Genomic DNA, 15,467 nt, shown 5'->3' on the forward strand with positions numbered 1-15,467 from the left:
ACGTTAGTCACTTGAATGCTGAAGCTTTGCTCTGCCGTTAAACCGTCCGTGTCGGTGACTTTCAGTGTCACCGCATGGCTGCCCACATCGGCATTGCTGGGCGTGCCGCTTAACAATCCAGTGGCAACATTGAAGCTCAACCAGCTTGGTTTAGTCACCGCGCTCAATGTCAGTACATCGCCCACATCGGTATCACTCGCCGCAAAGGTGTAGCTGTACGCCGCATCTTGAGTGGCAGCAGTGATAGCTGTTGAACTAATCGTCGGCGCATCGTTGACGTTGGTCACTTGAATGCTGAAGCTTTGCTCTGCCGTTAAGCCGTCCGTGTCGGTGACTTTCAGTGTCACCGCATGGCTGCCCACATCGGCATTACTTGGCGTGCCACTTAACAATCCAGTGGCCGCATTGAAGCTCAACCAGCTTGGTTTAGTCACCGCGCTCAATGTCAGTACATCGCCCACATCGGTATCACTCGCCGCAAAGCTATAGCTGTACGCCGCATCTTGAGTGGCAGTAGTGATGGCCGTTGAACTAATCGTCGGCGCATCGTTGACGTTGGTCACGGTAATACTGAAGCTTTGCTCTGCCGTTAAGCCGTCCGTGTCGGTGACTTTCAGTGTCACCGCATGGCTGCCCACATCGGCATTACTTGGCGTGCCACTTAACAATCCAGTGGCCGCATTGAAGCTCAACCAACTGGGTTTAGTCACCGCGCTCAACGTCAGTACATCGCCCACATCGGTATCACTCGCCGCAAAGGTGTAGCTGTACGCCGCATCTTGAGTGGCAGCAGTGATAGCTGTTGAACTAATCGTCGGCGCATCGTTGACGTTGGTCACCGTGAGATTGAAAGCTGGCAGGCTCGCACTGAGCACTCCATCACTCACACTGATCACTATTGCCGTCGTCACACCGACATCCGCATTCGTTGGCGTACCGCTTAATTCCCCTGTTGCCGTATTAAAGCTCGCCCATGCAGGTCGATTCGTAATGTCAAAGAGCAGGCTATTACCATCCGCATCTGCACCTGTTGGCACAAAGCTATAAGGTGCACCTTGAGCCACATTCGTCGCGGGTATTCCCAAAATAGTCGGAGCACTATTCACCACAACCTCGAAGGTTTGAGTACTAGTATTACCCGCACCATCTTCGAGCGTAAGGGTGATGGTACTGGTACCCGAGCCAAGCGCAGTCACAGTCACACTTCTATCGGCATTGCTTCCTGCTAATACAACATCCGCCAGTGGGACCACTGTGGTATCTGAACTCGCTGGCGTCACAAGAATATCCGTCACAGCGGTTACATCATCGGCAATAGTAAACGCGAGCGTAGATGAACTCTCGCCAGGTTGAATGTTTTGATTATCAATTACTGAGGAAGTGGGCGCACTCGTATCAATAGTCACAGATAGAGCGCTCGATGCGACACTGCTATTTCCTGCGATATCAGTAGCAACCGCTGTGATGCTATGGGTGCCCGCACTCACGTTGGTCGCACTAACGCTCCAATCACCACTGCCATCCGCATTGACAGTGCCAAGCTCACCATCAAGTTGGCTGCTAAGGACGACACTGGCACCAGCCTCTGCGGTCCCCGTCAACACGAGTGTTGTATTCTTGGTGATATTATCCGCGAAACTCGTCCCCGAATCGCTTGCTGCATCCAGATCTGGCGTAGATGGAGCAGCTGGCGCCGTTGAGTCTTGAGTAATAGTAGGGACATTCTGGGGTGCGGAAACATTGCTCGCTGCATCGCTGGCAATCACAACGAAATTATTGTCGCTGTCCGTCGATAATGAGGCACTCAGAGTCCAAGTGCCCGCGACCACTATAGTGTCATCCAGCACGGTCGCGTTATCGGCAACACCGTCATTATCCACATCGGCATAGAGGCTGATTGTCACCCCATCGTCAGGGTGCGTTCCGCTGATCAATGTCGTTGCCAGATTGGTACTTATAGTGCCAGCAGGCGCAGTAACAATAGGATCGACGGGAGCCGTCGTATCGACAATCACATCGACACTGCTCCACTGGCTGTAGCTTAAGTCGGCATCATTGCTACCCGCATCCCGCATAGTGTCGCCATTAAGTGCTATGCCATTGGTATCGACAATTAAACCACTCGCCCCCGTGTTATCACCCGCTTGGACTGTATATCTATAGGTCAGCACACCGCCGGTAGCAGACACGAATACCGCTTGACGAGCCACACCATCGATATCGAGCGACAGTGTAGAGAGTGTGCCAGAAACAGTCACATCCTCGGTCAAGGTGACAGTGATATCGATAGTGCTGCCGACACCATAATGCCCATCGCTAACGGCGACGACATCCACTGTAGGCACTGTGGCATCTTTCGATATGGTATCGGTCACGGCGGGGCTAGAAACATTACCCGCCGCATCTGTCAGGGTCAGGCTCACTGTCAAAGTACCATCCCCTAAGCCACTCACATCTATATTGATGGGCTGTTGTGACGCACTCACGACGGCAATAGTGCCAGTGACAGGCGTGCCTGAACTGCCGGTAATAGTGTAATTTGCGCTGGTTCCCACCTCCGCACTCGCTAAGGTCAGGCTAATCGCATTTTGATTTGCCTGAGTCACCGACGTCTGGTCAAAACTGACGCTCGAAATAGTTGGTGCATCCGTATCGACCGAGTGTGCGGTGCCGGCACTATAGGCACCGAGTGCATTACCCGCATCATCGACAATATCACTCGCAGTGTGGCCGACCTTCAGACTACCCGTACCCGATATGCCATTAACAGTGACGGCAATACCGGTTCCAGAGCTAGCGGAAACGCTCGAAATAGTACCAGATACGGTGCCTGTGCTCACCAGGGCAAAATCATCCGTCGTCAGGCTATTCACCGATTCGCTAAAGGCGAGGTTGAATATCACACTGGCATCCGCCGCGGCACCTCCTGCAGGGGCCGAGCTGGTTATCGAGGGAATTTGTGTATCGAGCGTAAGCGCAAGTGCCGTCGACACCGCGCCAGTATTGCCCGCAACATCGGTCGCAGTGGCCGTAATATTATGCGCTGAATTACTGGTTAATAGCGGCGTGGTAAACGACCAATTTCCAGAACCATCTGCCGTTGTTGTACCCAATACACCATCGATGCTGCTCGTGAGCGTCACAGTACTATTCGCCTCGGCGCTGCCTGTGACTGTCGGGGTGGTATCGCTGGTTAAATTATCTGTACTGATGATCCCGGAATCGGAAGCCGTGGCAAGATCCAGCCCCGAAGGTGCTAAAGGCGCATCGCGATCGACAGTATGACTTGCACCACCGGTATAAGCGGCGGTATAGCCGTTGGTTCCATTACCGTTACCGGAAGCATCTTGGATATTGGAATTCGCCTTGACATCGAGTCTCAGGCTACCCGTGCCGCTCACAGTATTCACAGTCACATCAACACTGTTTCCAGATGCCGCAGAAACGCTGGCAATACTGCCACTGGCCGAGCCTGTTGCCGTGAGCACAAAATCATCGGTAGATAGATTGCTCGCTATCTCATCAAAACTCACAGTGAACACTAGACTAGCCGCATTCGCTGCGGGCGATCCCGTCACGACAATCCCAGTCACCACCGGTGGTGTAACATCGGCAACGGTAAAGTTCCAATCGGTTTTATTGCTAATCCCAGCGTAAAGGTTACCCACCAAGTCGGTAATAGCCCCATTAGCGATTTGAATGTAATAACTGGTGTTTTCAACTAGATTCGCGGTTGGGTTAATAGTCAACATGCCACCAGCTGTACTTAACTGTCCCGCATGTGCAGTCACATCAATGGTCGCTACGGCCAGATCATCGGCGTCGTAGATCACTATATTGCCGGTACCGAGTTGAATATCTTCATTCATAGTCAGCACAAAATTGGCACTAACTGCCACCCCAATATCGCCATCTAGTGGGTTAACACTCTGTACTGTTGGCGTGGCTGTATCTATCGCATAGTTATTGGAATCCGTTGTGCCTGTGCCTGCATTACCAGCCGCATCGGCCACCCCAGTGTTATCCAATGTAATGATGTTGGTTGCATCCGTCACACTGGCGGTTGGCGTCAAAGTCGCCGTCCAGGTAATGCCCCCGTCACCGCTGCTGACCACAGTTAAAGTGCCGTTGGCAATAGTCAGATCCGCATTGGTAAAACCAGTCACTGCCTCATTAAAAGTGAAGGTCACCAGGGACGTTTCACCAACCGCTAATGCAGTGTCCGCGACGACTATTGTGGCCGTTGGGCGTGTTGTATCTATGGCATAGTTGTTGGAATCCGCTGTGCCTGTGCCTGCATTACCAGCCGCATCGGCCACCCCAGTGTTATCCAATGTAATGATGTTGGTTGCATCCGTCACACTGGCGGTTGGCGTCAAAGTCGCCGTCCAGGTAATGCCACCGTCACCGCTGCTGACCGCAGTTAAAGTGCCGTTGGCAATAGTCAGATCCGCATTGGTAAAACCAGTCACAGCTTCACTAAAAGTGAAGGTCACCAGGGACGTTTCACCAACCGCTAATGCAGTGTCCGCGACGACTATTGTGGCCGTTGGGCGTGTTGTATCTATGGCATAGTTGTTGGAATCCGTTGTGCCTGTGCCCGCATTACCAACCGCATCGGCCACTCCAGTGTTATCCAATGTAATGATGTTGGTTGCATCCGTCACACTGGCGGTTGGCGTCAAAGTCGCCGTCCAGGTAATGCCACCATCCGATGAACTCACCGCACTTAATGTTCCATTCGCGATGGTAAGGTCCGCATTGGTAAAGCCAGTCACTGCCTCACTGAAAGTAATGGTGACCAATGACGTTTCACCAGCACCCAAAGCTGTATCAGCAACAACCAGTGACGCGGTTGGCCTTGTACTGTCAATTGCATAATTGTTGGAATCAGTTGTGCCTGTTCCCGCGTTACCTGCTGCATCTGTGATGCCAGTATTATCCAATGTGATGACATTAGTAGCATCGGTAATACTGGCCGTCGGTGTTAAAGTTGCAGTCCAAGTAATACCACCATCACCAGAACTCACCGCGCTCAGTGTTCCATTGGCAATCGTTAAATCTGCGTTAGTAAATCCTGTCACCGCTTCACTGAAAGTAATAGTGACCAACGAGGTTTCACCAATCGCCAGTGCAGTACCGGCAACCACTATTGAGGCTGTGGGGCGAGCAGTATCAATTGCATAGTTATTGGAATCAGTCGTTCCGCTTCCTGTATTACCAGCAGCGTTTTGTACACCGGTATTAGCTAGAGTGATGACATTGCTGGTATCCGTAATACTGGCTGTGGGTGTGAAGGTGGCCGTCCAAGTAATGCCGCCATCACCAGAACTCACCGTACTTAAGCTTCCATTAGCAATGGTTAAATCAGCATTGCTAAATCCAGTCACCGCTTCGCTGAAGGTGATTGTGACTAACGAAGTTTCACCTGCTGCAAGAGCTGTATCAGCAACGACAATTGATGCCGTAGGGCGCACAGTGGATATGGCGTAATTGTTGGAATCAGTAGTACCCGTTCCTGCGTTGCCTGCAGTATCGGTCACACCAGTGTTATCAAGTGTGACCAGGTTAGTGGCATCCGCAATACTGGCTGTCGGCGTCAATGTCGCCGTCCAAGTGATGCCTCCATCGCCAGAACTCACCGCACTCAAAGTACCATTCGCAATCGTTAAATCGGCGTTAGTAAAACCTGTCACCGCTTCACTGAAGGTGATTGTCACCAGAGAGGTTTCACCGGCTAACAAACTTGTATCCGCCACAACCAGCGAAGCCGTTGGACGCAGGCTGTCAATTGCATAATTATTGGAATCAGTAGTTCCGCTTCCTGCGTTACCTGCTGCATCTGTTACACCGGTATTATCCAAAGTGATCAGGTTGGTGGCATCGGTAATACTGGCGGTAGGAGTCAATGTTGCCGTCCAGGTAATGCCGCCATCACCAGAGCTCAGCGCACTCAAAGTACCATTGGCAATGGTTAAGTCGGCGTTGGTAAAACCAGTCACCGCTTCACTGAATGTGACGGTGACCAATGAAGTTTCATCTACAGCCAGTGCGGTATCAGCAACCACTATTGAAGCAATGGGACGAACCGTATCGATTGCATAATTGTTGGAATTAGTAGTACCTGTTCCTGTATTGCCTGATGCATCGCTTACACCCGTGTTAGCAAGCGTGATGACATTGGTGGCATCAGTAGTACTGACCGTAGGTGTAAAGGTGGCTGTCCAGGTGACACCACCATCACCGGAACTCACCGTACTGAGTGTGCCGTTGGCGATGGTTAAATCTGCGTTAGTAAATCCTGTCACCGCTTCACTGAACGTAATGGTGACCAGCGGGGTTTCACCAATCGACAGCGCTGTATCAGCCACAACAATTGATGCTGTGGGGCGGGCGGTATCTACGGCGTAATTGTTGGAGTCTGTTGTACCCGTTCCAGCATTGCCTGCCGCATCGGTCATGCCAGTGTTGTCCAGTGTGATCAGGTTACTGGCATCAGTAGTACTGGCTGTGGGAGTCAATGTAGCCGTCCAGGTAATGCCTCCATCACCAGAACTCACTGCACTCAAAGTACCATTCGCAATCGTTAAATCCGCATTGGCAAATCCCGTCACCGCTTCACTGAAAGTGATGGTAACCAGCGAGGTTTCCCCAACCATCAAGGCGTTATCGGCAACTACAATTGTTGCTGTTGGTCGCGATGTATCAATAGTGAAATTACCGGAATTGGTGGTGCCGCTTCCTGGTGTTGATGTAGCAACGCTGCTGACGCCAGTCATGTTAACCGTAAATACGTTTGTTGCATCGGTAATACTAGCTGTTGGTGTGAAAGTTGCCGTCCAGGTAGTGCCACCATCACCAGAGCTTACAGCGCTCAGTGAACCATTTGGAATAGTGATATCAGCATTGGTAAAACCGGTAACCGCCGTTGAAAATGTAAAAGTGACTGTGGAGGTTTCGCCTGCTCTCAGTGCTGAATCCGATAAGTTAACGCTGCTGAGTGTTGGGGTAACAGCAGGCGGTGTATTAACAGCGCCTTGGATGGTAAAACTTCTGAACTCAAACTTGGCGACGTCAGCCGCTTGGGTACAGTTTGTACTGCAATCAAAATAGAGCTTAAAACCTGTCAGCTTAACCCCGGAAAATGCGGTTAGTTGCCCCGATTCGAAAGTAAAGGATTCACCGAAAGTACTAGTGCCATTTATTGTAGAAGAGTTGACCGTGCCCCCCCCCCGAACCATACCCACAATCCGCACATTGGTGAAGTTATGGGTATACTCTCCACTACTTAAGCCTGTGAGCTCAAACGCAGTAGTATTGGTTCCGTCTGCCTTTAAATAGAAATAGTGATTACTATTAATATTGGGAGCACCGGTCAAGATATAAGCAATGTCTCCATAAATTCCAACATTCCGTACACTATCATTTCCATCCGTTGCCGTTAATCTGAAATCGGTAGTACTAAGTTCTGTAGTGAGATTTCCTGACCAACCAGAAAATGTTTTTGTACCATTCGAAGCCGCTAATACACCCGAAAAATCCCTTAACGCCTTCTCAGAAAACGCCAACGTAGATTCAACATTTCCGCTTGTAACTTCTAAATCCCAGTCGCCCTGTAATTCGGCATTACCGGTTAAATTATTGGAGGCGGCAACATCCAAACCGGTGTTATTGCTGATGATATCCAACAGCGCTTCACCGGCTTCATTCGCGGCCAGATCGCAACCGTAAAATAATAAATCGCCACCTTCACGCACCGCGCCTTTTAGCGCGGCAAATGCGTGCACTTCATGCTGGATTGTCTCCGGGGTAATACGTGAATTACCGAGCAAAATAGCACCCGCTTGTGCGTGGGAGACCACATGAATAGCGGCGAGATTTTTGTGACCTTCAAGGGCATTAATGAATTGCGGTAATCCAGCGATAGAAGAATCTAACTCCACCAATTGCATGCCCGGTTTAAGGGCGCGACGCAATACCAATTTATCAGCCTCAGTCACTGCGCCATCAACAATCACCAGCTCACGCACCGGATGTGCACTCTGGATATCCAGTTGATCGCCAGATAAATCAATTAGATCCTGTGGTAGAGAGGTGTCTGAACGCAATGATAGATCGGTCGATGCACTTATCGATGCATTCAAATAGGATCGCTGATAACTCGGCGCTGCAATAGCACCAGCACCATAGAGTCCGAATGGTAATAACAGCGAGGAAAGCCCACTAAGCAGTGCGTGTCTCATGATAAGTGATTCCCTTCATTTTTTGCATTAGGTGCTACAGGTTTTCTTACTTGCCAGATTTTTACTTGCAATAATATTGGCTGCAGTGCCAGTACTATCCAGCCAGAAGTCCATCTCTTGATATTTCATAAATAAGTCAGGCGGTAAAATACTGCGCCGACTTTTGTATTCCACTTTCTGTTTAACGCTGTGCAAACCTTTGACCCCGAGATTGTGGTCAAACTCATTTTCAGCATAGTCGACATGATTAAAATCGTGCTCAAATTGCGGTTCGCCAATAAAACGATAGATTAATTCCAGCGTGCGTGCCGGATGCTGAGTAAGCAGGTCGTAATCCACTAATAGCAAGCGATCAGAAAACTCGCCGTAATAGGCTTCCTTGAGTGCCGTCCATGCACTCCCTACCGAACCACCAGCGTTGATTAATGACTCACAGCGGCTATACACAGTCTGACGCGAGGCCGCGTTAAACATGCGACTATAGTCAAATGGGTTTTTACGGTAAATCACTTCAAAACTATCCATAATCCAAGCCGGATTGCGCACACAACAAATCACTTTAAAATCATCAACCAGCTCTACCAATTGGTGCAAACGGGCAGTCCAGTGACGGTTGGTGTCGAAAATCACCGGATGGCTTTTATCTTGGTAATAAGCATCAATTAATGCCCGACAAATGACCTTACGTTTATGTTCATCGAAAAATGAATAGGACTCACTACCCGCCCCCATTTGTTCGAGGGCGCCATTCACAAGCCCTGCCACAGGGCTACTCATAGCCGCATGAAAGCGTGGATTTTGCCGAAGTATACCTGCGAGCAGCGTCGAGCCTGCACGCGGTAAACCTGAAATAAAATGTAATTTGTTTGGCATCAATGTGACTTACTAATTAAAAATATTTATTAAAAAAACTTCCCGACAAACATGCCGGGAATCATTCATCAATTAATTGCGTGCCGGAAATACACCATAAAGGGCAATGCAATAATTCAATGCCAGAAATGGCTGACGGTTTTCATGGGGTAGACCACCACCACTTATACCTAAAGTCTGTGTTGCCATAGCGGTATTTAATGTACCCGGCGCGGTCTGCATATAGTTGACGATACCACTGCCACCACGAATATCCTTGGCCAGATAGGTATTCGCTGCCGGAGAAGGCAAAGTCCCCTGATTATTCAAACCGGTCAGCGTGTGGTTGTGCGCTGGCATTTCAGTGGCAAGCAGCGTCACCCCATTTTCGCCAAACTGTTCGCCCCAATCCCAGGTTCTCAGCCCGGGCCCCTGACCTACGCCCGCAACGACCTGCCCCTGCAAATTAGGCAATTGGAACGTGGTTGTACCATTACCACCATAAGTAATTCCGATAATTGAAAACAACGCGGTATTACTTGCGATTGACAATGTTTGGCCATTACACAGCGCCCAATTGTGGGGAGCGAAGCTGAATGGCAACAAACGGATTTCACCAATAAATGGATCCATAATTTCGCTCCTTAATTACGCGATGGGAAAATGCCTTCAATACATATGATGTAATTTATCGCTGTAGTAGGCATGATGTTATTGTGTGGTTGTGTTCCCCCTGAGGCTTGCACACTGAGTGCATTCATAACTTGGAGATCGGCACCGCTAGATGGCAAAGGAGCATAAATATTATCGGTATTACTATGAGCAAAGACATTACCCGTAGGGCTGGGTGATGTGGAGGAACTTGCTGTGCTCGCCGACAAACTATGGCTGTGTGAAGGTATTTGCGGCGTTAATAAGGTAACGGATTCAACACCAAACTGCTGACCGATAACACGGGGAGTCCGACCTGGGCCATTACCCTGCCCAACCGGAAGGCGACCGCGCAAATCCGGCAATTGAAATGTTGTTACCCCATCACCGCCATAAGTGGTTCCGATAATTGCGAAAAGAGTGCTTTGCTCACTAATACTTAATAGCTGACCAGCGCACAACATCCAACCTCTAGGTGCAAAACTACCCGCAAAAAGACGGATATCACCGATATAAGGATCCATAGTGATTATCCTCTAGTTACGTGAAGGGTAAATGCCTTGAGTGGCAATGCAATAATTCATTATCAGTGAAGGCTGACAATTTTCATGGGCTTGATTGCCGCCGGTACTGGATACCGTTGCAGGGTCCAACGCTTGTAAACTTGCAGCGGCCCCATACAAATTGACCTCACCTGCTGCATTTTTGGCGGCGGCAATATTATTGCCTGCAAGCAACGTGGTATCGCCGACAGTAGAACTGGCCATCACAAGGTGATTGTGTACTGGCAGGTTGTTAGGTACTAGGGTTACATTTTCAACACCCGCCTTACTGCCCTGAGGCAAACCTGCACTAACATTAGGGTGAACTGGTACGCGACCACGTAAATCCGGCAACGCAAAAGTATTGATACCGTCGCCACCGTAGGTCGTACCCAAGAGTGAAAAAAGCGCTTGGTTGGTGTTGATTGGCAATAATTGCCCTGCACACAAAGTCCAATACTTAGGTGCCCAGTTGTATGGGAGAAGCTTAATTTCTCCGAGAAAAAAATCAGACATCCATGACTCCTTAATAAAAGTAAACCTATCTATACATCATCTGTTTGATTACACACGCTTTCCTCTTCCCTCAAACAACACTACCTATGGTGATGGCCACGATAGCCACTCTTGAGTTGGTGATATTTCAAAAGGTGAGAAACCCAAGCGAAGATATAACTGTTTCGCACGCATATTTTGTCGATCAACGCTTAGACTCACACTCGCCTCTTTTGCTTGGGCATAGGCTTTTACCGAGTCCAAAATGACTGAACCATAACCATAGTCACGAAATTGCGGTGCGATGACAAAGTCGACGATATGGACACCGTTAGCAGAGGGATTAAGTATGATTTTGCCAATAGAAATTGATTGATATTCAATGATTAGAGTCACCGCTTGAGGGTATTGGGCAGCGTAACTCGCTTGCTGTAAGCGGTATTGTTGTTGTACTAACAGCTCTCGTTGCTGTGGGGGAAGCGGTAATAGAGACAATTCCGTCCTTGCAGAACAAAATAGTGCAAATACAAAAGCATCGTCATTTTTATACGCATAACGCAATGAATAGGCTTTAGGTAATACTATGTCTTCTACCATCAAATACATTCCCTGTAATAAGTAACTCTAAACAGCGCTTTATAGTTCTTTAATTCGTCGTGGCAGCTCGGGATTAACGGGCAAAACTCAACAAATCGAATGACACAGGTTTAAAGAGTGGCTCAGGGGAATGCGTTCGCAGAATAAAACGGCTAACGGCTTGAAATGACATGATTGCATTTTCCATCCCTAGAATAAAAACGTTAACTTGCTGATATTTTTTAATATAGATAGTTGGCTAAAGCTAGTTCACATCACACAAAAATACAAGATTCATGTTAACTTTTAGTTTCAAAAAGGTGAGGATTAGACCAGTTACAATAACGGTGGATCTGTTCTTTTTGCTTAGCCGAAAAAAAACTTTGTTTAGATTGTGAATCTGCTACAAAGGGCTGCGTGGCTGTTTTAGCATGTATTAACTGACATTGTTCAACTTGGCTGCACTCTTCTTTAGAGAGAGCCAACGAAAACCAATTTGCGATTTTATTCGCTATCACGGGTAACAGCTCCTGATAATCCACGACCATCACTTGGCTACGCTGACTCATCTCTAACCCATACCCCAATAACAAGCGCAATACCTTACATTGATACTCCAGTATCGACTCCTCCTCTGGTACTGATAATTCACGGAATAAAGGTCGAGACGGTTGTCGCACCATATGATATCCAGCAGACTTTTGCTGTGAGGCTAAGATTTCGACGGGGTCCCTAAGTAGCAATAACACGGGAACTTGAGGATAAAGTGATAGGATCAACGGCCAAAACTGCAAATCCCACGCATTCCATTTAATCAATAAATGCTGTTCAGGATGAAACAACTGCCCTTGAGTATCAATGCAAAATGTTAAAGCCGCACGCCTTTCAGTGTCTGATAGGCTCCTGTCCAATAGCACTTGAGTCAGCAAAGGTGATTCAGATAACACCCTGCATTTAGATAACCCTGCAAAACTGCGCGACACGAGTGTGGAACCACAACGCGAGAGGTGAAAGATAAAACCTGCTGGCTGCACTTGCGCCGTAAACCCTGACAGATCCGGCAGCGGTAATAGAGGGGTTCTAGGCCTTATCAAGGCGGACAGCATCTGGCTTCGCACGGCAGAAATATGCTCCGAGTAGAATGGGTGAATCGGTTTTTCTGCGGCGGACATCCACTCTAATACTCTGCGTTTAGGGTCATAGTCTGCTGGCACCCAAAACTGGCATAAAAGGGAAAAATCTGGAGCTAAAGTTTGCCGATTCCCTGCCCACAAAATCGCCAGCAACGCCTCATCACCATAATCTGGCAAACACCAAAATCGCCGCAAATATTGGCAAAACCCAACCATAGTCGTCGCCTTGCCTAGCTCTCTCAAGGCTGCGGGGTTATGGACTAACGACCAATAGCATTGTTCTGGATTCATAAGGGATACATGTTTATGTACTGCACCATACGCGGTAGTTTAGCCCGATTCGGGCTTGCGCCATGGGGCAAGGCATGGTCCCAAATGATTAAATCACCTGCATTAGCGGCGATTGGTTTAACTGGCCAGCATGACCAATCCTGTTGCTGTAACTCTATACCAGACTTGCTCTGGCTACGCAGCCACTCCTCTATCTTGAGATGAAATCCGGGGACACAACAAAATGCACCTTGCTCGGCACTCGTATCAGTTAAATAAATTAACCCTTGCGTCGCAAACTTAACGGGTAGCTGTAGCGGCATATCCCAGTGCATATCTGGCCCAGGAAAACGCCAAGTTGGCGTTTCAGGTGGATTAAAGCTGACTCTATCGGTTGTCATGACTAAATCGGTTCGCTGCCATAATTGTTCAAACACTTGACGGATTTTGGGGACTTGTCGATTCGCGTCCAGTTGCGGATGGCGAAACAGTTGTAGCATTATTTTCTGCATAAACTCATGAGCTTGATACCAAGTGGCGGGATCTTGTTCATTGGCACCTAACTGCTGCCAAATAAAATCTCGAGCTGCGGCGCATTGCTCTGCCGTGAGTACTTGCGGGATCACTAAGTAGCCTTCACTACGCCAAAAATTGAGTTGTGACTCGCTGAGTACTACAGCCGGATTTGAGTCTTCAGCCTCTATTGAATTTAAATCATCGACTTCTGGCATTGTGAGCGAAAGCGTTAATCCATGGGAAATAGTGCTTAATTGCTGATTAATCACAGCAATATCCGCGACTGTCAGCTTGGCTATTTGCTGAATGTAAGCGATAAAGACTGACTGATGATCGTTTTGATATAAAGCTCTTAGACCCGGCTCTAGCCCTATTCCACAAAGATCCAGCAAGGTTTTATCTAAGTGCCATTCATTAGCCAGTTCAATGAATGACTCCCCCCGTTTGCGTAGCTGTATCTTTTGCCAAAGCCGCTGCAAATGATAAATGCCTAAGCAGCTCAGATCGTCACTCGACACAAGCACAGGTTTTTGCGCTATAACATCAAACACAAAATCGGGATGAGCGCCCTGCTCATACCGAAAACTGAGAGTTGAAAGAGGCTTAAGCCAATGCTCGCGTCGATATCGAGGTAACGTGAGTTGGGATTGGTTTTCGCTCAGCGTGGAATGACCATAGATTTGAATGGAAGTCGTGAACTTAAGCGTTACCGCACTCTGGCTGAAATCGGGGAGCAGTAAAGTACCAGCCAAGAAGCTACGATCTCCATCTGCAAGTAAGCGCGCAGTTTGCAGGTTGAGTGCAAACAAAGGCCCTAAATAATGCGTCTCCACAAAATCCTGCACAGTACGACACTCAAGCCAAGCGTCTAACTCAATGTTTTGCGGAATCAGCACGCCGCCATCCGCAAGATACGCCTGTAAGTGGCTGAATATCTGGACTTGAGGCTCCTGTTGCAACAAATGCTTCATGGTTTCGGAAATAATCACATCAAACTTTACGACTGTATTTGGCTGCCAAAGCGTGGCATCAGCGCAGACATACATTGCCACACGATCTGCTAAATCAAAGTGTTCAATAAGCTTAGTGACTTTATCTAACGAGGCAGGGTGAATGTCGAGCAAGGTGACTTGAATCTGACTGGCAGAAAACAGCGGCAGTAATGATAATAACAACCAGGCAAAAGGTCCTGTACCCGCATAAAAAATCTGTATTGGCCGTTGCGGATTTAGCGCCAACTTATCCTGTATGGCCTGATAAATTCCCTGAATAAACACTCGCCCCCGCTCAGGATCTTCAGCACACTGCGCCGCAGTAGTGAGCGACACAGCTTTACCAAAAGATGTAATACTCGCCTCAGTATCCAAAAAATACTCGGGGTGCAATTCCACCGCGGTTATTTGGCATAACTGCTCCAATATGGGATCGATTAGCCGTTTAGACTCCCCTGCCGAGGTTGACAGCAATAGCGCGTTAGCAAACTGAGTTAACGCGACGACATCCAAACTCTGTTCTAATTCACGCTCTGAACTTTGCAGCATTGATTAACTCCCTTAACCAAGTATTCACTTCGCAATCAATCACTAAGTTGATCCGCGCATTCTGCCCTTTATTTTCAACCCAATGGACTTGGTCGGCATTGATATACCAAAGATCGCCAGCCTGCATAGGTACACGTTTATCGTCCACGTAAAAATTGAGTTGTTCATTCGTTTGCAGTGGCAAATGCAGTCTGGCCTCACCTTGTTCTAGGCAGAGCCCTTGATCTCTATGGGGTTTGATTTCAGCCCCCGCATGTAAGCGCATCAAGCGCACGGATTTCACTGGGCAGCATAGGGATTGCAGAAAACGGCATAATGCAGGGCTCGATTCGAGACAAGGCAGATCTTGCCAGTGATCGGGTGTAGAGATTGAGAAGGCTTGTAAGACGGGATGCGCTGTTTGATACTCGGCGGCGCAGCGCAAAGGCAACACATCCCAACCGCCCTGATACCCTTCACGATAATCACGCTGATTTACGTGGGGTAGCCAGTCTTGCAGCAGCAAAGCATTCAGCTCTTGCTGTAAACTAAGGGAGTTTGGAACTTGAGCTAATAGGGCAAAAGAACAGATATCCATATCCAACCGCTTAATTTTCAGACTAAAAAATAATTAGTCATCCAAGACTAGCACAAAGATGTAAGCATACA

Annotated in this window: 9 protein-coding genes; all 9 read right to left on the reverse strand. The window is 48.4% G+C overall.

The window, feature by feature from the left end:
- Positions 1-8,243, reverse strand: an 8,243-nt coding sequence (locus tag Q4Q52_RS19750) for an Ig-like domain-containing protein (protein WP_311991426.1), incomplete at its 3' end; no start/stop codon positions are given.
- A gap of 27 nt (positions 8,244-8,270) precedes the next feature.
- Positions 8,271-9,116: a sulfotransferase gene (locus Q4Q52_RS19755; protein WP_311991427.1), complete on the reverse strand. Its 846-nt coding sequence runs from the start codon at positions 9,114-9,116 to the stop codon at positions 8,271-8,273.
- 72 nt (positions 9,117-9,188) lie between these two features.
- A complete protein-coding gene (locus Q4Q52_RS19760) occupies positions 9,189-9,728 on the reverse strand; it encodes a phage tail protein (protein ID WP_263185007.1) in 540 nt (179 codons plus the stop codon).
- A gap of 11 nt (positions 9,729-9,739) precedes the next feature.
- Positions 9,740-10,270, reverse strand: coding sequence for a tail fiber protein (locus Q4Q52_RS19765; RefSeq protein ID WP_311991428.1), 531 nt, complete (start codon positions 10,268-10,270; stop codon positions 9,740-9,742).
- A 12-nt stretch (positions 10,271-10,282) separates the two neighbouring features.
- Positions 10,283-10,804: a tail fiber protein gene (locus tag Q4Q52_RS19770; RefSeq protein ID WP_311991429.1), complete on the reverse strand. Its 522-nt coding sequence runs from the start codon at positions 10,802-10,804 to the stop codon at positions 10,283-10,285.
- Between the two features lie 84 nt (positions 10,805-10,888).
- Positions 10,889-11,380 (reverse strand): GNAT family N-acetyltransferase, encoded by a 492-nt coding sequence (locus tag Q4Q52_RS19775; protein ID WP_159074993.1) that lies wholly within the window; start codon positions 11,378-11,380, stop codon positions 10,889-10,891.
- 278 nt (positions 11,381-11,658) lie between these two features.
- The gene (locus Q4Q52_RS19780; protein ID WP_311991430.1) at positions 11,659-12,783 is read right to left on the reverse strand and encodes a sulfotransferase family protein; all 1,125 of its coding nucleotides are present in this window, start codon (positions 12,781-12,783) and stop codon (positions 11,659-11,661) included.
- On the reverse strand, positions 12,780-14,819 hold the full coding sequence (locus Q4Q52_RS19785; RefSeq protein WP_311991431.1) for a phytanoyl-CoA dioxygenase family protein: 2,040 nt from the start codon (positions 14,817-14,819) through the stop codon (positions 12,780-12,782). The genes Q4Q52_RS19780 and Q4Q52_RS19785 overlap by 4 nt, the downstream gene beginning before the upstream one ends.
- The gene (locus tag Q4Q52_RS19790) at positions 14,797-15,396 is read right to left on the reverse strand and encodes an aspartyl/asparaginyl beta-hydroxylase domain-containing protein (protein ID WP_311991432.1); all 600 of its coding nucleotides are present in this window, start codon (positions 15,394-15,396) and stop codon (positions 14,797-14,799) included. The genes Q4Q52_RS19785 and Q4Q52_RS19790 overlap by 23 nt, the downstream gene beginning before the upstream one ends.
- Between the last annotated feature and the right edge of the window lie 71 nt (positions 15,397-15,467).

This window comes from Shewanella sp. SP1S2-4 (genome assembly GCF_031932075.1).
In the GTDB taxonomy this organism is placed as follows: domain Bacteria; phylum Pseudomonadota; class Gammaproteobacteria; order Enterobacterales; family Shewanellaceae; genus Shewanella; species Shewanella baltica.